This window comes from Microbacterium sp. LTA6 (assembly GCF_045690355.1).
In the GTDB taxonomy this organism is placed as follows: domain Bacteria; phylum Actinomycetota; class Actinomycetes; order Actinomycetales; family Microbacteriaceae; genus Microbacterium.
This window is the reverse complement of the sequence record NZ_CP147855.1, coordinates 2298811-2322747: the sequence shown is the minus strand read 5'-3', so window position 1 is coordinate 2322747 and position 23937 is coordinate 2298811. Positions and strand designations below refer to the sequence as shown.

The 23937-nt window shown below is 66.1% G+C and carries 34 protein-coding genes; all 34 read right to left on the bottom strand.

What is annotated here, in order from left to right:
- Positions 1 to 55: 55 nt before the first annotated feature.
- The 34 genes from rplO to LTA6_RS10695 all read right to left on the bottom strand — a co-directional run bounded on the left by rplO (position 56) and on the right by LTA6_RS10695 (position 23894).
- Complete coding sequence (gene rplO, locus LTA6_RS10860) at positions 56 to 709, bottom strand: 50S ribosomal protein L15 (protein WP_341973764.1); 654 nt, start codon at positions 707 to 709, stop codon at positions 56 to 58.
- On the bottom strand, positions 709 to 894 hold the full coding sequence (gene rpmD, locus LTA6_RS10855) for a 50S ribosomal protein L30 (RefSeq protein ID WP_102191670.1): 186 nt from the start codon (positions 892 to 894) through the stop codon (positions 709 to 711). Before rpmD ends, rplO begins: the two co-directional genes overlap by 1 nt.
- The gene (rpsE, locus tag LTA6_RS10850; RefSeq protein ID WP_341973763.1) at positions 894 to 1610 is read right to left on the bottom strand and encodes a 30S ribosomal protein S5; all 717 of its coding nucleotides are present in this window, start codon (positions 1608 to 1610) and stop codon (positions 894 to 896) included. Before rpsE ends, rpmD begins: the two co-directional genes overlap by 1 nt.
- A complete protein-coding gene (gene rplR / locus LTA6_RS10845; protein ID WP_017201578.1) occupies positions 1607 to 1966 on the bottom strand; it encodes a 50S ribosomal protein L18 in 360 nt (119 codons plus the stop codon). Before rplR ends, rpsE begins: the two co-directional genes overlap by 4 nt.
- Positions 1967 to 1968: 2 nt before the next feature.
- Complete coding sequence (gene rplF / locus LTA6_RS10840; protein ID WP_341973762.1) at positions 1969 to 2505, bottom strand: 50S ribosomal protein L6; 537 nt, start codon at positions 2503 to 2505, stop codon at positions 1969 to 1971.
- A gap of 6 nt (positions 2506 to 2511) precedes the next feature.
- Positions 2512 to 2910, bottom strand: coding sequence for a 30S ribosomal protein S8 (gene rpsH, locus LTA6_RS10835; protein ID WP_341973761.1), 399 nt, complete (start codon positions 2908 to 2910; stop codon positions 2512 to 2514).
- 154 nt (positions 2911 to 3064) lie between these two features.
- Positions 3065 to 3655, bottom strand: a complete 591-nt coding sequence (rplE, locus tag LTA6_RS10830) for a 50S ribosomal protein L5 (RefSeq protein WP_341973760.1) — start codon at positions 3653 to 3655, stop codon at positions 3065 to 3067.
- Positions 3655 to 4014 (bottom strand): 50S ribosomal protein L24, encoded by a 360-nt coding sequence (gene rplX, locus LTA6_RS10825; RefSeq protein ID WP_102191665.1) that lies wholly within the window; start codon positions 4012 to 4014, stop codon positions 3655 to 3657. Before rplX ends, rplE begins: the two co-directional genes overlap by 1 nt.
- Before the next feature lie 2 nt (positions 4015 to 4016).
- A complete protein-coding gene (gene rplN / locus LTA6_RS10820; RefSeq protein WP_102191664.1) occupies positions 4017 to 4385 on the bottom strand; it encodes a 50S ribosomal protein L14 in 369 nt (122 codons plus the stop codon).
- Positions 4382 to 4726 (bottom strand): 30S ribosomal protein S17, encoded by a 345-nt coding sequence (gene rpsQ / locus LTA6_RS10815; protein ID WP_341973759.1) that lies wholly within the window; start codon positions 4724 to 4726, stop codon positions 4382 to 4384. The genes rplN and rpsQ overlap by 4 nt, the downstream gene beginning before the upstream one ends.
- Complete coding sequence (rpmC, locus tag LTA6_RS10810; protein ID WP_270409973.1) at positions 4726 to 5043, bottom strand: 50S ribosomal protein L29; 318 nt, start codon at positions 5041 to 5043, stop codon at positions 4726 to 4728. The genes rpsQ and rpmC overlap by 1 nt, the downstream gene beginning before the upstream one ends.
- Positions 5043 to 5462, bottom strand: coding sequence for a 50S ribosomal protein L16 (rplP, locus tag LTA6_RS10805; RefSeq protein WP_053097481.1), 420 nt, complete (start codon positions 5460 to 5462; stop codon positions 5043 to 5045). Before rplP ends, rpmC begins: the two co-directional genes overlap by 1 nt.
- Positions 5462 to 6220 (bottom strand): 30S ribosomal protein S3, encoded by a 759-nt coding sequence (gene rpsC / locus LTA6_RS10800; protein WP_102191662.1) that lies wholly within the window; start codon positions 6218 to 6220, stop codon positions 5462 to 5464. The genes rplP and rpsC overlap by 1 nt, the downstream gene beginning before the upstream one ends.
- Positions 6220 to 6618, bottom strand: a complete 399-nt coding sequence (gene rplV, locus LTA6_RS10795; protein ID WP_341973758.1) for a 50S ribosomal protein L22 — start codon at positions 6616 to 6618, stop codon at positions 6220 to 6222. The genes rpsC and rplV overlap by 1 nt, the downstream gene beginning before the upstream one ends.
- 25 nt (positions 6619 to 6643) lie before the next feature.
- Positions 6644 to 6925: a 30S ribosomal protein S19 gene (rpsS, locus tag LTA6_RS10790; RefSeq protein WP_102191660.1), complete on the bottom strand. Its 282-nt coding sequence runs from the start codon at positions 6923 to 6925 to the stop codon at positions 6644 to 6646.
- 12 nt (positions 6926 to 6937) lie between these two features.
- Positions 6938 to 7777, bottom strand: a complete 840-nt coding sequence (rplB, locus tag LTA6_RS10785) for a 50S ribosomal protein L2 (RefSeq protein ID WP_341973757.1) — start codon at positions 7775 to 7777, stop codon at positions 6938 to 6940.
- A 20-nt stretch (positions 7778 to 7797) separates the two neighbouring features.
- A complete protein-coding gene (gene rplW / locus LTA6_RS10780) occupies positions 7798 to 8121 on the bottom strand; it encodes a 50S ribosomal protein L23 (RefSeq protein ID WP_102191658.1) in 324 nt (107 codons plus the stop codon).
- Entirely contained in the window at positions 8118 to 8780 is a 663-nt protein-coding gene (gene rplD, locus LTA6_RS10775) for a 50S ribosomal protein L4 (protein ID WP_341973756.1), read from the bottom strand. Before rplD ends, rplW begins: the two co-directional genes overlap by 4 nt.
- 3 nt (positions 8781 to 8783) lie before the next feature.
- Complete coding sequence (gene rplC, locus LTA6_RS10770; protein ID WP_341973755.1) at positions 8784 to 9443, bottom strand: 50S ribosomal protein L3; 660 nt, start codon at positions 9441 to 9443, stop codon at positions 8784 to 8786.
- Between the two features lie 8 nt (positions 9444 to 9451).
- Positions 9452 to 9760 carry a 30S ribosomal protein S10 gene (gene rpsJ / locus LTA6_RS10765; protein WP_030147986.1) on the bottom strand — a complete coding sequence of 103 codons (309 nt, stop codon included), beginning with the start codon at positions 9758 to 9760 and terminating at the stop codon, positions 9452 to 9454.
- Positions 9761 to 10597: 837 nt separating this feature from the next.
- Positions 10598 to 10822, bottom strand: coding sequence for a hypothetical protein (locus tag LTA6_RS10760; protein ID WP_363548513.1), 225 nt, complete (start codon positions 10820 to 10822; stop codon positions 10598 to 10600).
- 150 nt (positions 10823 to 10972) lie between these two features.
- Positions 10973 to 12163, bottom strand: coding sequence for an elongation factor Tu (gene tuf, locus LTA6_RS10755; RefSeq protein WP_102191654.1), 1191 nt, complete (start codon positions 12161 to 12163; stop codon positions 10973 to 10975).
- 147 nt (positions 12164 to 12310) lie between these two features.
- Positions 12311 to 14425, bottom strand: coding sequence for an elongation factor G (fusA, locus tag LTA6_RS10750; RefSeq protein WP_341973753.1), 2115 nt, complete (start codon positions 14423 to 14425; stop codon positions 12311 to 12313).
- Positions 14426 to 14521: 96 nt separating this feature from the next.
- Positions 14522 to 14995 (bottom strand): 30S ribosomal protein S7, encoded by a 474-nt coding sequence (gene rpsG / locus LTA6_RS10745; protein ID WP_028502477.1) that lies wholly within the window; start codon positions 14993 to 14995, stop codon positions 14522 to 14524.
- 5 nt (positions 14996 to 15000) lie between these two features.
- Positions 15001 to 15369 (bottom strand): 30S ribosomal protein S12, encoded by a 369-nt coding sequence (rpsL, locus tag LTA6_RS10740; protein ID WP_046013400.1) that lies wholly within the window; start codon positions 15367 to 15369, stop codon positions 15001 to 15003.
- A 221-nt stretch (positions 15370 to 15590) separates the two neighbouring features.
- Positions 15591 to 19442, bottom strand: a complete 3852-nt coding sequence (locus LTA6_RS10735) for an SCO7613 C-terminal domain-containing membrane protein (protein WP_407357817.1) — start codon at positions 19440 to 19442, stop codon at positions 15591 to 15593.
- Entirely contained in the window at positions 19442 to 19669 is a 228-nt protein-coding gene (locus LTA6_RS10730) for a helix-turn-helix transcriptional regulator (RefSeq protein ID WP_341973751.1), read from the bottom strand. The genes LTA6_RS10735 and LTA6_RS10730 overlap by 1 nt, the downstream gene beginning before the upstream one ends.
- Complete coding sequence (locus LTA6_RS10725; protein ID WP_341973750.1) at positions 19669 to 20145, bottom strand: DUF2975 domain-containing protein; 477 nt, start codon at positions 20143 to 20145, stop codon at positions 19669 to 19671. The genes LTA6_RS10730 and LTA6_RS10725 overlap by 1 nt, the downstream gene beginning before the upstream one ends.
- A 126-nt stretch (positions 20146 to 20271) precedes the next feature.
- Positions 20272 to 20919, bottom strand: a complete 648-nt coding sequence (locus LTA6_RS10720; RefSeq protein ID WP_341973749.1) for a spermidine/putrescine ABC transporter substrate-binding protein — start codon at positions 20917 to 20919, stop codon at positions 20272 to 20274.
- 78 nt (positions 20920 to 20997) lie between these two features.
- Entirely contained in the window at positions 20998 to 21378 is a 381-nt protein-coding gene (locus tag LTA6_RS10715) for a hypothetical protein (RefSeq protein WP_407357816.1), read from the bottom strand.
- Positions 21379 to 21497: 119 nt separating this feature from the next.
- Positions 21498 to 22469 (bottom strand): ABC transporter, encoded by a 972-nt coding sequence (locus LTA6_RS10710; protein ID WP_407357815.1) that lies wholly within the window; start codon positions 22467 to 22469, stop codon positions 21498 to 21500.
- Between the two features lie 124 nt (positions 22470 to 22593).
- The gene (locus LTA6_RS10705; protein ID WP_341973746.1) at positions 22594 to 22746 is read right to left on the bottom strand and encodes a hypothetical protein; all 153 of its coding nucleotides are present in this window, start codon (positions 22744 to 22746) and stop codon (positions 22594 to 22596) included.
- A 183-nt stretch (positions 22747 to 22929) separates the two neighbouring features.
- Positions 22930 to 23565, bottom strand: a complete 636-nt coding sequence (locus LTA6_RS10700; protein ID WP_407357814.1) for an HAAS signaling domain-containing protein — start codon at positions 23563 to 23565, stop codon at positions 22930 to 22932.
- A 2-nt stretch (positions 23566 to 23567) separates the two neighbouring features.
- Positions 23568 to 23894 (bottom strand): PadR family transcriptional regulator, encoded by a 327-nt coding sequence (locus tag LTA6_RS10695; protein ID WP_407357813.1) that lies wholly within the window; start codon positions 23892 to 23894, stop codon positions 23568 to 23570.
- Positions 23895 to 23937 lie beyond the last annotated feature (43 nt).

Below are 23937 nucleotides of genomic sequence, written 5' to 3'. Positions count from 1 at the left end.
CCAGGGTAACCCACAAGAGGGGCCGGAGAATTCTCCGACCCCTCTTGTGCACTGGCTACTTGACGGATCCGCCCGCAGCCACGATCTTCTGCTCGGCAGAACCCGAGACCTTGTCGACCGTGACGGTGAGCTTGACGGCGATGTCGCCGTCTCCGAGAACCTTGACCTTCTCGTTCTTGCGAACAGCACCCTTGGCGACCAGGTCGCTGATGGTGACGTCGCCACCCTTGGGGTACAGTTCCGCGAGCTTCTCCAGGTTCACGACCTGGTACTCGACGCGGAACGGGTTCTTGAAGCCGCGCAGCTTCGGGGTGCGCATGTGCAGCGGCATCTGCCCACCCTCGAATCCGACGCGCACGGTGTTGCGGGCCTTGGTGCCCTTCGTGCCGCGACCGGCGGTCTTGCCCTTGGAGCCCTCACCGCGACCGACACGGGTCTTCGCGGTGTTGGATCCGGGGACCGGACGCAGGTGGTGCACCTTCAGCACGCCGGGGCGGGATGCCGGAGCATCCTTCGCCGGCGTTGCCTTCTTGGCGGCGGGCTTCTTCGCTGCGGGCTTGTCAGCCGCAGCGTCGGCGGCAGCGGACGTAGCCGGCGCCTTCTTCGCTGCAGGCTTCTTAGCCGCGGGCTTCTTCTCAGCAGCAGCCTTGGGAGCGGCAGCCTTCTTCGGGGCCTTCTCGGCCTCGACGGCGTCGTTCTTCTCAGCCATTAGTCGATCTCCTCAACCTTGACGAGGTGTGCGACGGTCTTGACGTATCCGCGATTCTGCGCGTCGTCGGGGCGAACGGTGCTGTCACCGATGCGCTTAAGACCGAGGCTGCGCAGCGTGTCACGCTGGTTCTGCTTCTCGCTCACCTTGGACTTGATCTGTGTGACCTTCAGCCGGGCGGCCATCAGGCACCTACCTTCTGTGCGGCGATGGCCTCGGCCTCCGCGCGGACAAGACGCGCCGGGGCGACCTGGTCGAACTCGAGGCCACGACGTGCGGCGACCGCACGGGGCTCCTCGAGCTGCTTCAGGGCCGCGACCGTCGCGTGCACGATGTTGATCGTGTTCGACGAACCGAGCGACTTCGAGAGCACGTCGTGGATACCGGCGCACTCGAGGACGGCGCGAACGGGGCCACCGGCGATAACACCGGTACCACCCGAGGCGGGGCGCAGGAGCACCACACCAGCAGCGGCCTCACCCTGCACGGGGTGCGGGATGGTGCTGCCGACGCGCGGAACGCGGAAGAAGTTGCGCTTGGCCTCTTCGACACCCTTCGAGATCGCCAGAGGGACCTCGCGGGCCTTGCCGTAGCCGACGCCGACCAGACCGTTGCCGTCACCGACGACGACGAGAGCGGTGAAGCTGAAGCGACGACCACCCTTGACGACCTTCGAGACGCGGTTGATCGTGACGACACGCTCCAGGAACTGGTTGTCGCCGCGGTCACGCGAGTTGCGGTCACGACCGCCCTGGTTGCGCTCGCCACGACCGCCGCCACGGCGACCTTCGCGAGCGGGCTCCGCCTGCGTCGTGCCGGCAGCCGTCTCGGAGACGACAGCAGCCGTCTCGGGAGCGGCAGCAGCCGTTTCGGTCACTTCGTTCTCCTTGTTGTCACTCACAGTGCCAGCCCCCCTTCACGGGCGCCATCGGCGATGGCAGCGACACGACCTGCGTAGCGGTTGCCACCACGGTCGAACACCGCCTCGGAAACGCCGGCAGCCTTCGCACGCTCGGCGAGAAGCTCGCCGACCTTGCGGGCCTTGGCGGTCTTGTCACCCTCGAGCGAGCGCAGGTCGGTCTCGAGCGTCGATGCCGACGCCACGGTGTGACCCTTGCTGTCGTCGACGAGCTGCACGAAGACGTGGCGAGCCGAGCGGTTGACGACGAGACGCGGACGCGCCTCGGTGCCGACGACCTTCTTGCGAAGGCGGGCGTGACGACGCGCGCGGGCGTCAGACTTTGACTTGAGAGCCATGGTTACTTACCACTCTTTCCGGCCTTGCGACGCACGATCTCGCCGGCGTAGCGCACACCCTTGCCCTTGTACGGCTCGGGCTTGCGGATCTTGCGGATGTTCGCAGCTGCCTCGCCGACAGCCTGCTTGTCGATGCCACTCACGGTGACCTTGTTGGTGCCTTCGACCGTGAGGGTGATCCCGGCGGGCGGGTCGATCAGGACCGGGTGCGAGAAGCCGAGGGCGAACTCGACCGAGCTGCCCTTCTGCGCCACGCGGTAACCGGTACCGACAACCTCAAGACCCTTGGTGTAACCCTGGGTCACGCCGATGATGTTGTTGTTGATGAGCGTGCGGGTCAGGCCGTGCAGCGACCGGGACTCACGCTCGTCGTCGGGACGGGTGACCAGAACCTGGCCCTCCTCGACCGCGACCTCGATGGGGTTGGCGACCGTCAGGGTGAGCTCACCCTTGGGGCCCTTCACCGCGATCTCACGGCCGTCGACCGAAACGGTCACGCCCGCGGGAACCTCGATGGGAAGTCGTCCAATACGCGACATGATGAATTACCACACGTAGGCGAGAACTTCTCCGCCCACGCCCTTCTGCTCTGCCTGACGGTCAGTGAGGAGACCGGAGGAGGTGGACAGGATGGCCACGCCGAGGCCGCCGAGGACCTTGGGGAGTTCCGTCGACTTCGCGTAGACGCGGAGGCCGGGCTTCGACACGCGCTTGATGCCCGCGATCGAACGCTCACGGTTGGGGCCGTACTTCAGCTGCAGGGTCAGGCTCTGCCCGACACGAGCCTCAGAGGTCTCCCAGCTGGCGATGTATCCCTCCTGAAGGAGGATCGCGGCGATGTGCGTCTTCAGCTTGCTCGACGGCAGCGTCACGGAATCGTGGTGTGCCGAGTTCGCGTTGCGCAGACGGGTCAGCATGTCTGCGACCGGGTCTGTCATTGTCATTGTTGTTTTCCTTTGTTCATGAGGTTCCGACTGCCGTTACACGACAGCCGGCCTGCGATGAGCACGCAATCTTCAATTGTACGGCCACTTCGACATGTTCAGTGACCGAACGACAGGCTCAGTGACCGGTGAGGTCCCTGAGCCTGTCGAAGGGTTACGCCTGCGCGTCGTCGGTCTTGAAGGGGAATCCGATGTGACGGAGCAGAGCCCGACCCTCGTCATCCGTCTTCGCCGTGGTGACCACGGTGATGTCGAAGCCGCGTACGCGGTCGATCTTGTCCTGATCGATCTCGTGGAACACGCTCTGCTCCTGGAGACCGAAGGTGTAGTTGCCGTTGCCGTCGAACTGCTTGGCCGAGAGGCCACGGAAGTCGCGGATACGGGGAAGCGCCAGCGTGACCAGACGGTCCAGGAACTCCCACGCGCGGTCACCACGGAGGGTGACGTGCGCGCCGATGGCCTGGCCCTCGCGCAGCTTGAACTGCGCGATGGACTTCCGGGCCTTCGTGACGATCGGCTTCTGGCCGGTGATCTTGGTGAGGTCGTCGACCGCACCATCGATCACCTTGCTGTCGCGAGCTGCCTCACCGACACCGGTGTTGACGACGACCTTGACCAGACCGGGGATCTGCATCACGTTGCTGTAGCCGAATTCTTCCTGCAGCTTCTGCTGGATCTCGGCCTTGTACTTCTGCTTCAGGCGCGGCTGGATCTTGCCAGCCGGCGCGGCAGTGTCGGTGCTCATCAGAGGTCCTTACCTGACTTCTTCGCGAAGCGAACGCGAACGTTGCGCTTCACGCCGTCCTTGACCTGCTCCTCGACCCGGTGGCCGACACGAGTCGGCTTCTTGGTGGAGGGGTCGACGACAGCGACGTTGGAAATGTGGATGGGTGCCTCGACAGTCTCGACGCCGCCCGTCTTGGTGCCGCGCTGCGTCTGACCGACACGCGTGTGCTTGGTGACGTAGTTCACACCCTCGACGATGACGCGGTTCTGCCCGGACAGGATCTCGAGGACCTTGCCCTGCTTGCCGCGGTCGCCGCCGCGCTCGGGCTTGGCGCCCGTGATGACCTGAACCAGGTCACCCTTCTTGATGTTCGCCATGATCAGATAACCTCCGGCGCGAGCGAGACGATCTTCATGAACTTCTTGTCGCGAAGCTCACGGCCGACCGGTCCGAAGATGCGGGTGCCGCGGGGCTCCCCGTCGTTCTTCAGGATGACGGCGGCGTTCTCGTCGAACTTGATGTAGGAGCCGTCGGGACGACGGACCTCCTTCTTGGTGCGAACGATGACCGCCTTGACGACGTCACCCTTCTTCACGTTGCCACCGGGGATCGCGTCCTTGACGGTGGCGACGATCGTGTCACCGAGACCTGCGTAGCGGCGGCGCGAGCCACCGAGAACGCGGATGGTGAGCAGTTCCTTGGCGCCGGTGTTGTCGGCGACCTTGAGGCGGGACTCCTGCTGAATCACTTGGCCTTCTCCAGAATCTCCACCAGACGCCAGTTCTTGGTGGCGCTCAGCGGCCGGGTCTCGTTGATGAGGACGAGGTCGCCGATGCCGGCGGAGTTCGTCTCATCGTGCGCCTTGACCTTGGAGGTGCGGCGGATGACCTTGCCGTACAGCGGGTGCTTCACGCGGTCTTCGACCTCGACGACGATGGTCTTGTCCATCTTGTCGCTGACGACGTAGCCGCGGCGGGACTTGCGGTACCCACGCGCTTCGGCGTCACGCACATCGTGAGCTGCATGCTCGACGACGGCCTCTGCCTTCTTCGTCGCGGGCTTCTCCGCGACCTTCTTCTCGGTGGCCATCACTCAGCCTCTTCCTTCACGGCGTCGTCGGCGGAGTCCGCCTTCTTCGCCTTCGACTTGGTCGCCTTCTTGACCGGAGCCTCGACCGGAGCGGGCGTCGCACGGATGCCCAGCTCGCGTTCGCGGATCACGGTGTAGAGGCGCGCGATGTCGCGCTTGACGGCGCGGATGCGGCCGTGGCTCTCCAACTGGCCGGTGGCCGACTGGAAACGGAGGTTGAACAGCTCCTCCTTGGCCTTACGCAGCTCCTCAACGAGGCGCTGGTCTTCGAACGTGTCGAGCTCTGCCGGAGCGAGCTCCTTGGTGCCGATCGCCATTACGCGTCGCCCTCCTCGCGCTTGATGATGCGTGCCTTGAGCGGCAGCTTGTGAATTGCACGGGTGAGGGCCTCGCGGGCGAGTTCCTCGTTGACGCCTGCGACCTCGAAGAGGACGCGACCCGGCTTGACGTTTGCGACCCACCACTCGGGGGAACCCTTACCGGAACCCATGCGGGTTTCGGCCGGCTTCTTCGTGAGCGGACGGTCGGGGTAGATGTTGATCCACACCTTGCCACCACGCTTGATGTGACGGGTCATCGCGATACGAGCGGACTCGATCTGACGGTTCGTCACATAAGCGGGCGTGAGTGCCTGGATGCCGAAGTCGCCGAAGGAGACCTTCGTGCCACCGGTGGCCTGGCCATCACGCTTGGGGTGATGCTGCTTGCGGTACTTGACCTTGCGGGGAATAAGCATCAGGCAGACGCTCCTTCTGCGACGGGGGCCTCGTTGCGAGGTCCGCGGCGACGGTCGCCACCACGGTCATCGCGACCGCGGGACTTCGGCGCGTTGGCCTGCTCGCGTGCGAGCTCCTTGTTGGTGAGATCGCCCTTGTAGATCCAGACCTTCACGCCGATGCGGCCGAAGGTGGTCTTCGCCTCGTAGAAGCCGTAGTCGATGTTCGCGCGCAGCGTGTGCAGCGGCACACGACCCTCGCGGTAGAACTCCGAACGGCTCATCTCGGCGCCGCCGAGGCGGCCGGAGACCTGGATGCGGATGCCCTTGGCACCAGCGCGCTGCGCGCCCTGCATGCCCTTGCGCATCGCACGACGGAACGCCACACGAGCAGAGAGCTGCTCGGCGACACCCTGCGCGACGAGCTGAGCGTCAGCCTCGGGGTTCTTGACCTCGAGGATGTTCAGCTGGATCTGCTTGCCCGAGAGCTTCTCGAGGTCGCCGCGGATGCGCTCGGCCTCGGCGCCACGACGACCGATCACGATGCCCGGACGGGCGGTGTGAATGTCGACGCGGACGCGGTCACGGGTGCGCTCGATCTCGATGTTCGAGACGCCGGCGCGGTCGAGCTGCGTCTGCAGCAGACGACGGATCTTGATGTCCTCGGCGACGTAGTCGGCGTAACGCTGACCCTTCTTCGTCGAATCCGAGAACCAACGCGATACGTGGTCAGTGGTGATACCGAGACGGAAGCCGTACGGGTTTACCTTCTGTCCCATTACTTGCTCGCCTTCTTGTTGCTGTCGCCGTCAACTGCCTTGGCAGCCTCCGGCGTCGAGAGCACGACCGTGATGTGGCTCGTGCGCTTCTTGATCTGGAAAGCGCGACCCTGTGCACGGGGGCGGAAACGCTTGAGCGTCGCTCCCTCGTCTACGTAGGCATTCGCCACGTACAGGTCCTGCTCGTCGAGGTATTCGCCGTCACGATCCGCCTTGACCTGCGCGTTGGCCATGGCCGACGCGACAAGCTTGTAGATCGGCTCACTGGCGCTCTGCGCTGCGAACTTCAAGATCGCAAGAGCCTCCTGGGCCTGCTTGCCCTTGATGAGCGCGACGACACGACGAGCCTTCTGAGGGGTCACGCGGATGTGTCGCACGCGTGCGATGGACTCCACCATTTCTCTCTCCTCTATCGCCCCCGCGTCAGCGGCGGCGGCCCTTCTTGTCGTCCTTCTCGTGGCCGCGGAAGGTGCGGGTGGGCGAGAACTCGCCCAGTTTGTGACCGACCATGGTCTCCGTCACGAACACAGGAATGTGCTTGCGACCGTCGTGGACCGCGATCGTGTGACCCAGCATTGCCGGGATGATCATGGAACGACGTGACCAGGTCTTGATGACGTTCTTCGTACCCGCCTCGTTCTGGACGACAACCTTGCGAAGCAGGTGCTCGTCGACGAAGGGGCCCTTCTTAAGACTGCGTGGCATCTTCTTCTACTCCTACTTGCGCTTCTTGCCGGCGTTACGGCGACGCACGATGTACTTGTCGCTTTCCTTGTTGGCGTGACGGGTACGGCCTTCGGCCTGCCCCCACGGGGTGACCGGGTGACGGCCACCAGAGGTCTTACCCTCACCACCACCGTGCGGGTGGTCGACAGGGTTCATCGCAACACCACGAACGGTCGGGCGGACGCCCAGCCAGCGCTTACGGCCGGCCTTACCCCAGTTGATGTTCGACTGCTCGGCGTTGCCGACCTCGCCGATGGTGGCGCGGCAGCGCACATCGACGTTGCGGATCTCGCCCGAGGGCAGACGCAGCTGAGCGTAGGGACCGTCCTTGGCGACGAGACGGACGGATGCTCCGGCCGAACGTGCCATCTTCGCGCCGCCGCCGGGGCGGAGCTCGATCATGTGGATGACGGTACCCGTGGGGATGTTCTTCAGCGGGAGGTTGTTACCCGGCTTGATGTCAGCCCCGGGACCCGACTCGACGATGTCGCCCTGCTTCAGCTTGTTCGGCGCCACGATGTAGCGCTTCTCGCCGTCGAAGTAGTGCAGCAGCGCGATGCGTGCCGTGCGGTTGGGGTCGTACTCGATGTGAGCGACCTTGGCGTTGACGCCGTCCTTGTCATTGCGACGGAAGTCGATGACACGGTACTGGCGCTTGTGGCCACCACCGATGTGACGGGTCGTGATGCGGCCCTGGTTGTTACGACCACCGGTCTTCGAGAGCGGGCGCAGCAGCGACTTCTCCGGCGTCGATCGAGTGATCTCGGCGAAGTCAGCCACCGACGAGCCGCGACGGCCCGGGGTCGTGGGCTTGTACTTGCGAATAGCCATTATTAGTCCTTATCCCCCGGTCAGCCGACGGCCGTGAAGATGTCGATGGTGCCCGACTTCAGGGACACGATGGCGCGCTTGGTGTCCTTGCGCTTGCCAGTGCCGAAGCGGGTGCGGCGGGCCTTGCCGACCCGGTTGATCGTGTTGACCGATGCGACCTTGACGCCGAAGATCTTCTCGATGGCGAGCTTGATCTCGGTCTTCGTAGCGCGCGGGTCGACGAGGAAGGTGTACTTACCCTCATCGATCAGACCGTAGCTCTTCTCAGACACGACCGGCTTCAGGATGATGTCGCGCGGGTCCTTGTTCAGGGCCGTCTGGAGGACAGTTGCCTGCTCGCTCATGCCGAGACCTCCTTGGTTGCACCGGACTTCGAGGCGATGAACGCCTCGAGTGCGGCCTGGGTGAAGACGATGTCGTCGGAGACGAGCACGTCGTAGGCGTTGAGCTGGTCGAACGTCAGCACGTGCAGGTTCGACAGGTTGCGGATGCTCTTCAGCGTCACGTCGTCGTCGCGCTCGATCACGACGAGCACGTTCTTCGACGACACGACGTTCGTGAGGAAGCTCACGGCGGTCTTGGTCGAAGGCGTACCGTCGATCCCGAAGGACTCGATGGCGTGGATGCGGTTCCCGCGGAAACGATCGCTCAGCGAGCCCAGCAGGGCGGCCGCGATCATCTTCTTGGGGGTGCGCTGCGAGTAGTCGCGCGGCTTGGGGCCGTGCACGACGCCACCGCCGGTCATGTGCGGCGCGCGGATCGAGCCCTGACGGGCGTTACCCGTGCCCTTCTGCTTGAAGGGCTTGCGGCCGGCACCGGAGACCTCACCGCGACGCTTGGTCGAGTGGGTGCCCTGGCGTGCTGCCGCGCGCTGCGCGACGACGACCTGGTGGATGAGCGGGATATTCGTCTTGACGTCGAACAGCGCGGCGGGAAGCTCGATGGAGCCTGCCTTCTTGCCGTCTGCGTTGAGGACGTCGAGCGCGAGAGTCGAGTCAGCCATGGACTAGGCCCCCTTCACTGCGTTGCGGACGTAAACGATGCGGCCACGAGCACCGGGGACGGCGCCCTTGACGAGCATGAGTCCCTTCTCGATGTCGATGGCGTGCACCGTGAGGTTGAGGACGGTCACGCGCTCGCCACCCATACGGCCGGCCATGCGCATGCCCTTGAAGACGCGGCTCGGGGTCGACGATGCGCCGATCGAGCCGGGCTTGCGGTGGTTGCGGTGCGAACCGTGGGATGCCGAAACGCCCTTGAAGTTGTGGCGCTTCATGACACCCGCGGTGCCCTTGCCCTTGCTCGTGCCGACGACGTCGACCAGCTGGCCGGCCTCGAAGACACCGTCGACCGTGAGCTCCTGACCAAGCGTGTAGTCAGCAGCGTCCGCCGTGCGGATCTCGGTGACGTGGCGACGCGGCGTGACGCCGGCAGCCTCGAAGTGAGCGGTGAGCGGCTTGTTCACCTTGCGCGGGTCGATCTGTCCGTACGCGATCTGAACGGCCTTGTAGCCGTCCTTCTCAGGCGTGCGGAGCTGGGTGACCACGTTCGGGGACAGCTCGATGACGGTGACGGGAACGAGCTTGCCGCTCTCGTTCCACACCTGGGTCATGCCGAGCTTCGTGCCCAGCATTCCCTTGGAAATCTTTGCGTTGATGTCAGCCATGTCGATCCTCAGAGCTTGATCTCGATGTTGACGTCAGCCGGAAGGTCGAGACGCATCAGCGAGTCGACAGCCTTGGGCGTCGGGTCGACGATGTCGATCAGACGCTTGTGGGTGCGCATCTCGAAGTGCTCGCGGCTGTCCTTGTACTTGTGCGGCGACCGGATGACGCACACGACGTTCTTCTCGGTCGGAAGCGGCACGGGGCCTACGACGGTCGCGCCCGCACGGGTCACGGTGTCGACGATCTTGCGCGCCGACGAGTCGATGACCTCGTGGTCATACGACTTCAGGCGAATGCGGATTTTCTGTCCCGCCATTGTCTGTTCACTCTCTATAAAGCGTCTTACCGTCCTGGGCCGGGTGACCCTGGGGCATTGGACGCACGTCGACGCTGTTCGCGCCTCGGCACTCGAACGACTCGCGAGTCGATCTGCTGCACCACTGTTCTACTGTCAGCCCGCCGATCTCTCGACAAGCGGATCCCGAGCCTGCCGCGCACGGCAGAGCCTCCGTGAGGAGGTGTCGGGGTTGTCCTGCCACCCGCGGCCTAGATCCCTGCATCGTTCTCGTGAGAGAGGACGCCGCCTATGCACTGCCATGATGGTGATCCGGCGCACGCGAGGCACAGCCGAAATGTCGAACCTGTCTATTCTGCCATGCCTGATTTCACTTGCGCAAACCCGGGCGTGTCGCACTCGCTTCGGTGCCGCCTCCGAGCGCTGCAGCGCAGTGGATCCGGGTGTCACCCAACGGCAGGGCGAGGCATCCCCATGCCTCGCCCTGCCTGGGGAGCGTCCGATGCGAGGGGGAGGCATCGAACGCGAGGATCCAGACGTGAAGGGACGTCGAGACCCTCGATCGAGGGCGCAGCGAAACACTGCGCGGGCATGGAGACGACGAAGCGCCGAGTGCGCATGCGTCGTACGATGATCCCCAAAATCGTCGTCCCCAGATCGTGCGCGGCGAGCCGCGCGAGTGTGGATTGCCGAACCCCTTCGACTATCCGTGACCGCAAGAACCCCAGGCGGTCAGCATCATGTTAGTGGGCAGCATGCCCTCAGCGCGAGTATCTCGCTGCGAGTGTCGCCACACGCAGCAGAACGGCGGCCCATCCCGAGGGGATGAGCCGCCGTTCGACGCGTGTGGTCCGACTGCTACTCGTTGCCGACGGCCTTGTCGGCGTTGTCGCGGATCTCATCGATCTTGTCCGCCGCACCCGGTGCGATCTTCTTCGCGAAGTCGGCGACGCCGTCGAGGACCTTGTCGCTGACGTCCTCGGCCTGCTCGCTCTTGACGGCCTCTTCGATCTTGTCGCGGTTCTGCTCGAAGAGTTCCTTGCCCTTGTCGACGGCGCCGTTGAACGATTCCTGGATACCCATGTGTCCCCCTATGAGGTGTCTGCAGCCGACGGTCCCGTCAACTCTCACTTATTCTGCATGGGCGCGCCCCCAAAAGGGAACCCCCATGCTCAGGGATACGACAAAGGGGCCGGACCCGAAGGCCCGACCCCTTTGCGAGGAAGCAGATGCTTACTTGATGATCTTCGTGACCGTACCGGCGCCGACGGTGCGTCCACCCTCACGGATGGCGAAGCCGAGGCCCTCCTCCATGGCGATCGGCTGGATCAGCGCGACCGTCATGTCGGTGGTGTCGCCGGGCATGACCATCTCGGTGCCCTCGGGCAGCGAGATGACGCCGGTGACGTCGGTGGTGCGGAAGTAGAACTGCGGGCGGTAGTTCGTGTAGAACGGGTTGTGACGCCCACCCTCATCCTTGGACAGGATGTACGCGGTGCCCTCGAAGTCGGTGTGCGGCGTAACCGAACCCGGCTTGACGACGACCTGGCCGCGCTCGACGTCCTCACGCTTGAGGCCACGGAGCAGGAGACCACAGTTCTCGCCGGCCCATGCCTCGTCGAGCTGCTTGTGGAACATCTCGATACCCGTGACCGTGGTCTTCTGGGTGTTGCGGATGCCGACGATCTCGACCTCGGAGTTGATCGCGAGCGTTCCACGCTCGGCGCGGCCCGTGACGACCGTGCCACGACCGGTGATCGTGAAGACGTCCTCGATCGGCATCAGGAACGGCTTGTCCTTGTCGCGGATCGGGTCCGGAACGCTCGCGTCGACGGCGTCCATGAGGTCGAGGATCGACTGGACCCACTTCTCGTCGCCCTCGAGAGCCTTGAGGCCCGAGACGCGGACGACAGGAGCGTTCTCGTCGAAGCCCTGCGATGCGAGCAGCTCGGAGACCTCGAGCTCGACGAGCTCCAGGATCTCCTCGTCGTCGACCATGTCGCTCTTGTTGAGCGCGACGAGCAGGTACGGCACGCCGACCTGCTTGGCGAGCAGAACGTGCTCACGGGTCTGGGCCATCGGGCCGTCGGTGGCGGCGACCACGAGGATCGCGCCGTCCATCTGAGCAGCACCGGTGATCATGTTCTTGATGTAGTCGGCGTGACCAGGAGCGTCAACGTGTGCGTAGTGACGCTTCGGGGTCTCGTACTCGACGTGCGAGATGTTGATCGTGATGCCGCGCTGACGCTCTTCAGGAGCGGAGTCAATCGACGCGAAGTCGCGCTGAACGTTGGTCGCCGACGGGAACTTGTCAGCAAGAACCTTCGAGATCGCTGCAGTGAGCGTGGTCTTGCCGTGGTCGACGTGACCGATGGTTCCGATGTTGACGTGCGGCTTGGTGCGCTCGAACTTGGCCTTAGCCACTGGGTCCTCCTCAGGACGTTCGTGTAGAGGGTGCCGGGCACTGGATTGTGACCGGTTCTCTACGGGTTTGATTCTCAGTTTAGTAGAGAGGGAATGTGAAGTTGTAGGGGACCTGGGAGCCGGGCGCGAACCCGGCTCCCAGAAGTGTTACTCGCCGTTGGTCTTCTGGACGATCTCGTCGGCCACCGCGCGGGGAACCTCAGCGTAGCTGTGGAACTCCATCGAGTAGACGGCGCGACCCGAGGTCTTCGAGCGCAGGTCGCCGATGTATCCGAACATCTCGGACAGCGGAACCTGTGCGCGGACGACCTTGACGCCTGCGGCATCCTCCATCGACTGGATCTGGCCACGACGCGAGTTCAGGTCGCCGATGACGTCGCCCATGTACTCCTCAGGAGTACGGACCTCGACGGCCATCAGCGGCTCGAGGAGCACAGGGCTGGCGCGACGAAGCGCCTCCTTGAAGCCCATCGATCCGGCGATCTTGAACGCCATCTCCGAGGAGTCGACGTCGTGCGCCGCACCATCGACGATGGTCGCCTTGACGCCGACGATCGGGTAGCCGGCGAGGACGCCGACGTTCATCGCGTCCTGGAAACCGGCATCGATCGATCCGATGTACTCGCGCGGGATGCGACCACCGGTGACGGCGTTGACGAACTCGTACGTCTTGTCGGCATCCAGATCGAGCGGCTCGATGTTGAACTGGATCTTTGCGAACTGACCCGATCCACCGGTCTGCTTCTTGTGGGTGTAGTCGTGCTTCTCGACGGCCTTGCGGATCGTCTCGCGGTACGCCACCTGCGGCTTGCCGACGTTCGCCTCGACGTTGAACTCGCGCTTCATGCGGTCGACGAGGATGTCGAGGTGCAGTTCGCCCATGCCCTTGATGGTCGTCTGACCGGTCTCGGGGTTGAGTTCCGTGCGGAAGGTCGGGTCCTCCTCAGCGAGCTTCTGGATGGCGACACCCAGCTTCTCCTGGTCGGCCTTGGTCTTCGGCTCGATGGCGACCTCGATGACGGGCTCGGGGAACGTCATCGACTCGAGGACGACCGGCGATGCCGGGTCGGTCAGGGTGTCACCGGTGGTGGTGTCCTTCAGACCGATGACCGCGTAGATGTTGCCGGCGGTGACCGAGGGAACCGGGATCTCCTTGTTGGCGTGCATCTGGAAGATCTTCCCGATGCGCTCCTTCTTGCCCTTGGTCGAGTTGATGACCGCAGAGCCGGAGTCGAGGTGACCCGAGTACACGCGAACGTAGGTGAGGCGACCGAAGAACGGGTGCACCGCGACCTTGAACGCCAGCGCCGCGAACGGGTCGTTCGCGTCGGGGTGGCGCTCGATGATCGTGTCGTAGTCCTTGGGGTCGTGCGCCTGGATCGAACCGACGTCAAGCGGGTTCGGCAGGTAGTCGACGACCGCGTCAAGCATCGGCTGAACGCCGCGGTTCTTGAACGCGGAGCCGCACAGCACCGGGTAGATCTCGGATGCGACGGTCAGCTTGCGGATCGCGCCCTTGATCTCGGCGACGGTCAGCTCTTCGCCACCGAAGAACTTCTCGAGCAGCACGTCGTCGGTCTCGGCGACGGTCTCGAGGAGCTGCTGACGGTACTCGGCCGCCTTCTCCTTGAGGTCCTCAGGGATCTCCTGGATCTCGTAGGAGGCTCCCATGGTGACGTCACCCTTGGAGTCTCCGGCCCAGACGAGTGCGCGCATCTCGACGAGGTCGATGACACCGACGAAGTCGTTCTCCGCGCCGATCGGCAGCTGGATGACGAGCGGCTTCGCGCCGAGGCGGTTGATGATCGTGTCGACCGTGAAGTAGAAGTCGGCGCCGAGCTTGTCCATCTTGTTGACGAAGCAGATGCGCGGAACGTTGTACTTGTCGGCCTGGCGCCAGACGGTCTCGGACTGGGGCTCGACGCCCTCCTTGCCGTCGAAGACGGCAACCGCACCATCGAGGACGCGGAGCGAACGCTCCACCTCGACGGTGAAGTCCACGTGACCGGGGGTGTCGATGATGTTGATCTGGTTCTTGTCCCAGTAGCAGGTCACGGCGGCAGACGTGATCGTGATGCCGCGCTCCTTCTCCTGCTCCATCCAGTCGGTGGTCGAGGCGCCATCGTGCGTCTCGCCGAGCTTGTGGTTGACACCCGTGTAGAACAGGATGCGCTCGGTGGTCGTGGTCTTGCCGGCATCGATGTGAGCCATGATGCCGATGTTGCGGACCTTACTCAGGTCGGTGAGCACCTCTTGTGCCACAGGAGTGTCCTTATCTTGGTGAGCAGTTGTACTGCGAAGAGTGGGGTGTTCGGCAGGCTCGGCGTCGCGGGTGCGTCACCGAGCCTGCCGAAGGGTTTACCAGCGGTAGTGAGCGAACGCGCGGTTCGACTCGGCCATCTTGTGAGTGTCCTCACGACGCTTGACCGCGGCACCGAGGCCGTTCGAGGCATCCAGAATCTCGTTCTGGAGACGCTCGGTCATCGTCTTCTCACGGCGGCCCTTGGCGTAGCTGACGAGCCAGCGCAGCGCGAGAGTGTTCGCACGGTGCGGCTTGACCTCGATCGGCACCTGGTAGGTCGAGCCACCGACGCGGCGGCTGCGGACCTCGAGGGTCGGGCGCACGTTGTCGAGCGCCTTCTTGAGGGTGGCGACGGCGTCCTGGCCGCCGTTCTTCGCCTCGACGCCGCGGAGGGCGCCGTAGACGATCGACTCGGCGAGCGACTTCTTGCCGTCGACGAGGATCTTGTTCACCAGCGAGGTGACGATCGGAGCGCCGTATACCGGGTCGTTGACGACGGGGCGCTTGGGGGCTGGACCCTTACGAGGCATTGGTCTTAACCCTTCTTCGCGCCGTAGCGGCTACGAGCCTGCTTACGGTTCTTGACGGCCTGGGTGTCGAGTGCACCACGGACGATCTTGTAACGGACACCGGGGAGGTCCTTGACACGACCGCCGCGGACGAGCACGAGCGAGTGCTCCTGCAGGTTGTGGCCCTCGCCGGGGATGTAGGCGGTGACCTCGGCCCCGTTGCGGAGCTTCACACGAGCGACCTTGCGCATCGCCGAGTTCGGCTTCTTCGGGGTGGTGGTGTAGACGCGGGTGCAGACCCCGGCCTGCTGCGGGTTCGACTTCAGGGCAGGCGTCTTGGTCTTGGTGACCTTCGGCGAGCGACCCTTGCGAACCAACTGCTGAATGGTTGGCACGTTCTCTCCTCATAGTGCTGCACGGTGACAGCGTGATGGATTTCACATCATGCCCCACCGGCACGCCGGAATCGGCGAGCTTTTGGTGTGGTGGGTATGCCGTGGAGGCGGACCGGCATGGTGCCGACGCCCAGCGCGCACGTCAAGACGTGCACACACCTGGCCAAGTGTAATGGTGCGTAACCTGGCGGTCAAATGGGCGGACGGTCGCGGTCCACGCGTCAGCGCAGATCCCGGATGCGTGCCGCCATCGAGTTCTCCGTTCCAGTGCGTCGTTCTGCGGTCACAGCGATGATCAGCAGGACGGCGCCGATGACGGCGAGCGTGATCCACCACGGCATCGACTCGATGCCGCGACCGATCTGCACGGCGAACACGAATACGTTCTCGATCGGCAGCACGAGCAGCCCGAGCAGGAACGGCGCCGCCAGTCGCCGGCCGGAGCCGACCAGGATCGCGGCGAGCGCGAGCACCATCACCAGGATCGCCCGCCAGGTGAGCGGATCGGTGAAGGTCGACACGATGGATGCGATCATCATCGTCACGATCCCGGGCGCCAGCAGTGCCCACGATCCCGTCCAGCGTCCTGGCCAGCTGTTCAACGTCGGCCGGTCCCCCGGCATCCCCGGTGTCGCCACGTGCGCCGCGGCATCCGACCGCATGCCCCATGCGCCCGCGACCAGCAGGAATGCCCCCAGCGGAAGGGAGAACCACTCGACGCGGAGGTCTCGAGGGCTCCAGGCCACGATCGCCGTCACGAACGCGAGCGCGAACAGGAACCACACCGGGGGCATCGCGGTGCGCACTCCGCGCGCGGCGACGAGGACGACGGCGAACAGGTACGCGAGCATCAGCGCCCACATCGCCCAGATCGAGAACCAGTCGCGTTCGATGGCGCACCAGGTCCCGGCAGCGAGGGCCAATGCAGCAGGAGCCTGCAACCAGCGCGTGGTCCGTCTCCGCGATCCCTCAGGAGACGCCAGCCGGATGCCGTGTCCGGCGGCGGCGAGCGCCAGAGCGCCGACGGCGCTGACGCCGAAGCAGACGAGGAACAGGATCGCGCCGTGCAGGTCGGCGACGTCGTCGCCGAGTCCGAGACGAATGCCCTGAACGGAACCGGCAAGGCCGGCGAGGCCCGCAGCGCCGAACGTCGACGTACGGAGGACCCTGAGCCGCCGGAACCGGATCGCTTTCGCGGACGCCGAGCCGAGGAATCGGGCGAGTCCGAGCAGCACCCAGGCCGCGGCCAGCAGTCCGGCGGCACGCCACGGGACCGTGTCCGCACGCGCGTCGGCGAGAACCAGCGCCGCGAGCAGCGGCGCGATCGCCGCGCCGAGGCCCGCCGCGTACAGGCCGGTCGCCCGTCGACCGCGGACGGTGAGCACGACCGCCACGCTCGCGGCGCCGAGCGCCGGCGGGAGCAGATAGGCCTCGAGCAGATCGACGCCGATCAGGCCCCAGACGCACCAGAGCGCACCAGTGAAGGAGGCCGCCGCGACCCACCACGCGTAGCGACGACCGGTGAACACGGCACTCGCGACGGCTCCGACGCCGAGGATCAGCAGCACCAGGAAGGTCGTCCCCAGCCCTGCGGCATCCCGCACCAGAGCAAGACCGACCGCGATCGCCCCCGTGAGAAGAGCCGACGCCTCGATCGCCACCCGCGCAGCGTCCGATGCCCGCACACCGATGCCGTGCATCGCGAGCGCCTCGCTGATCAGCGTGGTCGAAGGCAGCACCGCTGCGACCAGCACGGCGATGACGGGCAGCGTCACCGGCGACGCGCTGGCGGCGAGAACCTGCGCGCCGAGACAGACGATCACGACGGCGAGGGTCGGCACCAGCATTCCTGCGGCCGCGGTGCGCACGACCGGTGTGAGTCCTGGGCGGCGGGTCAGCAGCAGCGAGACGGCGAGGACGAACATCAGCCCGGTCGAGACCGCGGTCCACCCGCTGCGCTCGTACATCACCTGGACGACCCCGAGGCCGAACGGCACCGCAGCGACGACGAGCACCGCCTGCCAGGCGCGTGCTCCGATGCGCGGCAGGAAGGTCGCGGCGATCGCGACGGCGAGACCGGCGGATGCGGTGAGGCAGAGGAGCGCGATACCGCCGACACCGGCCTGCGAGAGAGCGGTCGATGTGATGACCAGTGCGTAGCCGAACCCGAGACCGACATGCAGGAAGCGGCTCCCCCGGGCGGACGCGGCGCCGACGGCCGCGAGCGCGACGATGCTCGCCACTCCGGCGGGTGTGACGATCGCGAGATCGCGCCATGCGATCATGACCGAGACCAGGATCGCGAGGTGCGCGCCGATCAGGAGAGGCAGGCGCAGGCCCCCGCGGGCCTGGCGCAGCAGAGGGAGCCCCCGGAGCGCGAATCCGACGACCGCGGCGAATCCGGCGAGCACGCCGACGGCCGCCGGCAGCGGGAGCACCCGCAGGCAGCCGAGCGTCAGGATGACGACGACGCCCAGCATGACCGCCACCGTGTCCGTCCCCTTGGCAAGACCCCGGATCTCGGGACGCCGACGCGCGACGATGCCGAACAGGGCGAGGCCGACGGCCATCGCGGTCAGCCCCACCAACGGCGCCCAGCCCCATTGGTCGGTCCCGGCGCCCGCCATTACGTCCCCGCCACTGAAGCGGAGGAAATCGATCACGGTGAAACCACCGGTGAACACGGAGAACTGGAGCGGCAGAGCACCGACCGCCGCCAGCACGGTGAGTGCGCCACCCACGAGGAAGCCGCGCCGGGTCCGTCTCGGCAGGGGAAGCAGGCCTCCGACGAGAACCAGGGCGCCGGCCGCGGCCGCCGGGATGATCGCGAGGAACCAGGCGCCTCCGACGACGGCCGGTTGGTTCGCACCGTAGACACCGACGGTCAGGGCGGTCGCGGCGGTCGCGCCCGCGGCGAAGCTCCACAGCCGCGTCAGCGCCTGCCGCGAGGCGACGAGCGCGTGCGCGGCGACGAGGGCGAGCACCCCGCTCACCGAGAACGCGAAGGCCGTCGCGTCGGCGGACGGAAGGCGCAGCGTCAGCACCAGCGCGCTGAGCACGGCGAGCAGTTGGAGGGCGACCAGCGTCGTGCGCTCTGCCGTCAGCAGACGCCTCGGCGCACCGCCACTCCCCCGGCCGGCCAGGGCGGTCACGTCCGTCGTGTCGGCATCCGTCCTATCCGCATCCGTTGTATCGGCGTCCGCATCCGTATCCGCAGAAACCGCCCGCGGGAATCGCGCCGCCAACGGCGGAAGCACCTCGACGATCCCTGCCGCCGCGAACGCGACTGCGACGTGACCGAGCGCGATGAGGAGCGGAGCATCAGCGGCATATCCGAGCATCGCCGGAGTGACCGCCAGCGCGACCAGAGCTGTCCACAGCCAGATCCGAATCCCCGAGCGCAGCGCCGCTGCCAGGATGACTCCGGCTGCCGCCGCGGTCACGAGAGCAGCGGTCAGCCAGGCGTTCGCCCCGGGAGCGGCGAGCTGTACGGCGGCATGCACGTCCAGGCCGGCGAAGACCAGGCCGAGCCCACCCACCGCCTCGGCAGAGAACTGCAGTCGACGCCGCGCCAGCAACCACGCGCCACCGAGGAAGATCAGCGTGATCAGGCCCGTGACCACGCCGCGGGCCGCGCGATCGGCGAGGTCGGGGTTGAAGTATGTGAAGACGATCGCCGCCACTGCGAAGAGGCCGGCGCCGGCGGTCGCCAGGACCGACTGGAGGGTTGCACTGTTCCGCGGGGTCGGGGCGGCAGCGGCGGGAGTCGCGGCGACCGGCGGAGGCGGCACCACGAGTCCGGACTCAGCGTGCACCGCTTTCAGAAGGGCCGGCCGTAGGCGCGGCACGCGGTGCAGGAGTGCGTCCCGCGCGCGGATCTGCTCGGCCGCCGCGACGGACGCATTCCACAGTTCGGTACCGATCTGCCCTGTCAGGTCTGCGCCGCAATGGGTGCAGTACCCGCCCGAGAGCGGCCCCTGCACGCACACCGGACACGCGTGGTCATCGAGCAGCCGCCGGGCGACGCTCTCCCCCCAGCCGGTCGCCGCCGGTACCGACATCGTCGTCGTCATCATCTCTCCTCGTCCGCGTCATCACCGGGAACCCAGCGCAGGATGTCCCCCGGCTGGCATTCGAGCACCCGGCAGATGGCCTCGAGCGTCGTGAAGCGCACCGCTTTCGCACGCCCGTTCTTGAGCACGGCGACGTTGGCCGGTGTGATGCCGATGGCATCCGCGAACTCCTGCACGCTCATCTTCTTGCGCGCGAGTTGCACGTCCAGGTCGATCACGATCGGCATCAGACGACCTCGGCCAGGTCCTGCTCGAGCTCGAGCGCCTTGCGCAACAGACCCCGCAGCACGACGACGAGCAGCGCGAGCGCGGCACTGACGACGACACCGAGGACGGCGAGAAGGGTGAGCTGAAGGGAGACGGCACGGTTCGCGAGGATCACGACATACGAGGCGCTGATGAGCACACCCGCCGCGATGAGCGCCCCGAGGATCACGTCGACGTAGCGGAACGCGTCGGGGCTGAAGATCCGCTCCGCCCGGACAAGCGAGAGCAGCCGCCAGACGCAGATGAGGGTGACCTGGATGAGCAGCAGGAACACGACCGACCCAACGATGCCGGGGAGCTCGAGGTGAGCGACGTCGGGGTTGCGGATCGCGGTGATGCGCGCCACCTCGGGGATCACGACGACCTGGCTCGTCAGCAGCAGAAGCAGCATGACGGCGATGAGAGCCTTGAGCAGGAAGGTGACGCGCGGTTGCATGATGCCCCTATCGAAGATCGACGTATATCTATCGAAAAACGATAGTGACTGGCATCCGGACACACCTAGTCGAAACCGTCACCTCACAGCCGATACACGGCTTACGGACTTCTTCGGCGAGTGGCGCTACGAGACGTCGGGGTCGAACGGCGAATCGAGCGACTCGGTGAGTTCGGCGAGCAGAGCTTCGATCTGGGGCTCGACGTGCTGGGAGATCGCGGCCTGGATGTAGAGCCGATGCCGCAGCAGGATGCCGCAGATCTCGCGCCCCACCATGTTCGCGTACTCGTCGGCGAGGGCGACCTCCTGCCGGAGCGCGGCCTTGGCCTCGTCGGTCAACGGCGGCAGCGGCGGCAACTCGTCCGCGGCGTCGTCGGCCATCCCGGCAATCGTGAACAGGAATGGTGCTCCGGGCACCGGGTCCGGATCCAGCGGAAGGCCGTCGAATTCGGGCGCAAGGTCTTCGGCCGGACGGTAGCTACGCGCCCGGTTGCGCTCCGCCTGCTGGTCGAGCTCGTGCTGGAGCATCGGGAGGTTGCGAGCCGTGTAGTCGGCGACCGCGTGGTCGACGATGGTCTTGATGCGCGTCGACAGTCCGTGCTGCACACCGTGCGGAACGTTCCCGCCGATGCCGGCCGCAGACAGGATGGGCGAGCCGAGACAGCGGCGACAGGGCGCGACGCGCCCTCGGTGGGTCGCCGGCTCCCAGCGCGGCACCCAGCGCAACCAGGCCTCGACGGCCTGATCCACCTGCGTCTCCAATGAGCGCTCCACGTCTCCAGGGTACGGCGCGTGGGGCTCCCCCCTCCTGATTTCCCGCATCGCGCCGCGGCGCGGGTCTCAGGGCGCCAGTCACTCGTCCTCGTCGCGCTCCCACGGCCAACGCGGATGCTCGGCGCGCGTACGCCGCAGAGCGATACCGCCCCAGGCCGCGATCGCGGCCGCGAGAAGCAGCACCAGGCTCGGGCCGCCCTGCACCAGGCCGCCGGCGACGACGGTGGCGATCACGAGGTCGCCGCTCGAGACCAGCGTGGCGAACCACACCGCCATCAGGTGCACGAGCGCGGTCGTCAGCGCCGTCACCGGTGCGGCGAGGAAGGTCGGATGCTGGCGCCGCAGCGCAGAGCGCAGAGTCGTGGCGAACACGACGAGTGCGGCCAGCATCCCCACGATTCCCGGCGACTGGCCGAGCCCCGGCACCGCGATGATGTCGGTGTCCGTCGCAACGCTCATGGCTCCGAGACCAAACACGGTCAGCGCGAAGAAGCTCACCGTCGAAAGCGTCAGCGCCAGGACAGCCGAAACCCCCGCGGAATCGGATCCGCGGGGGTTCGGCGTCGTGGTGTTCGTGACTACCTCGAAAGGGTGGGACCGGCTTCGAGGGTTCGCTCGTACTCGCGCTGCGCCTCGGCGTTGAGTTCCGTCTTGCGAGCGCCGCTGCGTGCAGCCCAGGCGCCGAACCAGATGGTGAGCTCCCGCGCGAACACGAAGGCCGCGATCGCGAGCGGGGCGAGCAACTGCTCCCCCACGAGCGCGTTGCCCTGTGCTGCCGTGAGGGTCCAGAAGGGGGCTTCGAACAGCTGACCGAGGATGTGCCCGGCGTATGCGAAGAGTCCGACGAGGATTCCCAGGACCACCCACAGGCCCCAGCGTCCGCGGTTGATGATCGCGCCGAGCAACCAGAAGCCGATGAAGAAGACGACGACGGGCACCCAGAAGCCCCATGTGGTCAGTGGAGCGAGCGCCGCTTCGCCGATGTTCGCACCGGTGACGTCACCCGCGATCGCGCCCAAGCCGAGGGCGGCACCGAGATACAGGACCGCGAAGCTGAGAGTCGCCAGCAGGCCGATTCCGGCCGCGGTGCCGCGGTTGCCGCGTTCGCGAGGCGCTTCCGGCGCCTGGACGAAGATCGGCTGCTGCAGAACCGGCGAGAGCACGGGTTCCGAGGGAACCACGCGGGTCTCGGCGTCGTTCGCCACAGGTGCTGTGTAGGCGGCACCGGCCATCGCCGATTCCTCGTGGACGTGCGGAGCGGCGTACACCTCGGTCTCGGTGACTCTGACGTCGTCGACGACCGATGTCTCTGCGTCGACCCGAGCCGCTTCGGCTGCCTGGGCAGCCGCGAACGTACCGGGATAGTCGCGCTCGGCCTCTTCGAAGGCTGCGAGGTCGGGATCGACATGCGCGTCGTGAGCAGCGTCCGCGGTGGTGTCGGGGAGGTCGGCGCGAGCCGCCTCGGCCTCGGCGAGACCGGCGTTCGCGCTGTCGACGACGTCGTTCACGTCGTTCGGCTTATCGTCCTTGGGAACGTCGGGGTCACTCATGGGGTGCGCCTCTCGTGGGAAGTGTGCAGTGTGAGGGTACCGCCGCAGACAGACACGGGCCAGGAGGCGTGCCGACGTGTCGGCAATCGGCGTGATTCCGCGGCATCCGGCCCGCGCGCCTCGCTCAAGGAAAGGCGTCTCGGAGAAGTCCGCCGGCGAGCTCCACGAGCGAGGGCACGATCGGAACAGCGAACCAGAGCAGGCCGCCGATCACGCCGGCGCACAGGATGCCGGCCACCCAGCTCACTGCGAGATTTCGACCCCCCACCCGTGACATGCCCTCAGGCTACGGCGGTGCCGGCCGACCTCGGACTCAGCGCGCCGATTCAGGACGAACCGGTCGTGTGTTTCGCGGAGCCCTGTTGCACCTGCAGGACGTTGTCACACCTGTCGGACGATTTCACTGTTTTCGTCCGACATCCGTGCACTCATCCTGCAAGTGCAACAGGGCACGGCCGGTTCAGCGCGCGGCGCGGCCGCGGAGGCGCCAGAGGAGCCAGAGACCGGATGCTGGGAGAAGCAGGAACGCGAAGAGGAAGCCGCTGTGCCACAGGTCGAGTCCTGACGGCACCAATGGATTGTTAGCCACGGGCGTCTCGAAGGTGCCTGTGGAGTCGCTGCGGCTTCCCGACCCGAACCCCGACAGCAGGGAGATGATCAGGGCCGAGAGCCCGACGAACACGAATGGGGCGACGAACGCGATGATCTTCTCCCTTCGCCTCCACAGCGGACTCAGGCACACGAGCACGGCGCCGATGACCCAACCCACGACAGGAATGAGGAATCCGCCGAACCCCAAACCGAGAGCGGCGATGATCGCGAACCCGCGGGTCTGCGTCATCGGCTCCCTCGGCGCCACGACAACGGGCGCGGGGGCCGCCGCATCCGCACCGTCCATCCGAGCCTCCGTGGCGATCAGCACCGGATCGCCGAGGCGTGCGATGCGCTCCGCCGTCGCGTTCGCATCCAACCCTTCGAGCTCTTCCAGGATCCCCCGACGAATGTCCGTGGCGACACCGTGGGGCACGTCGCGCATCGCGGCGTCGAGTCGGGCGAGGAATTCCTCGCGCTGCCAGGCGACTTCGTTCTCAGACATGTCTATCCCTCTCCGACGAGCCCGCTGACGACCCGAGCGAACGGCGTCCACTGCACACGGAAATGCGCGAGCTGGGAGGTGCCGGCATCCGTCAACCGGTAGTACTTGCGCACCGGACCGCTTTCCGACGGGAGGTCGAACGTGCTGACCCATCCGTTGTCACGCAGCCGACCGAGCAGCGGGTAGAGCGTGCCGATACTGGCGATCAGCCGGGCCGCGGTGAGCGCTTCGGCGAGCTGCCAGCCGTACATCGGCTCGCGCGCAAGGAGTCCGAGCACGCAGTACTCGACCACTCCCTTGCGCATCTGCGCACCGACGTCCGCTGTCATGCATGACAAGGTAGCATGCAACGCAAGGTAGCCGGTCCGAAAA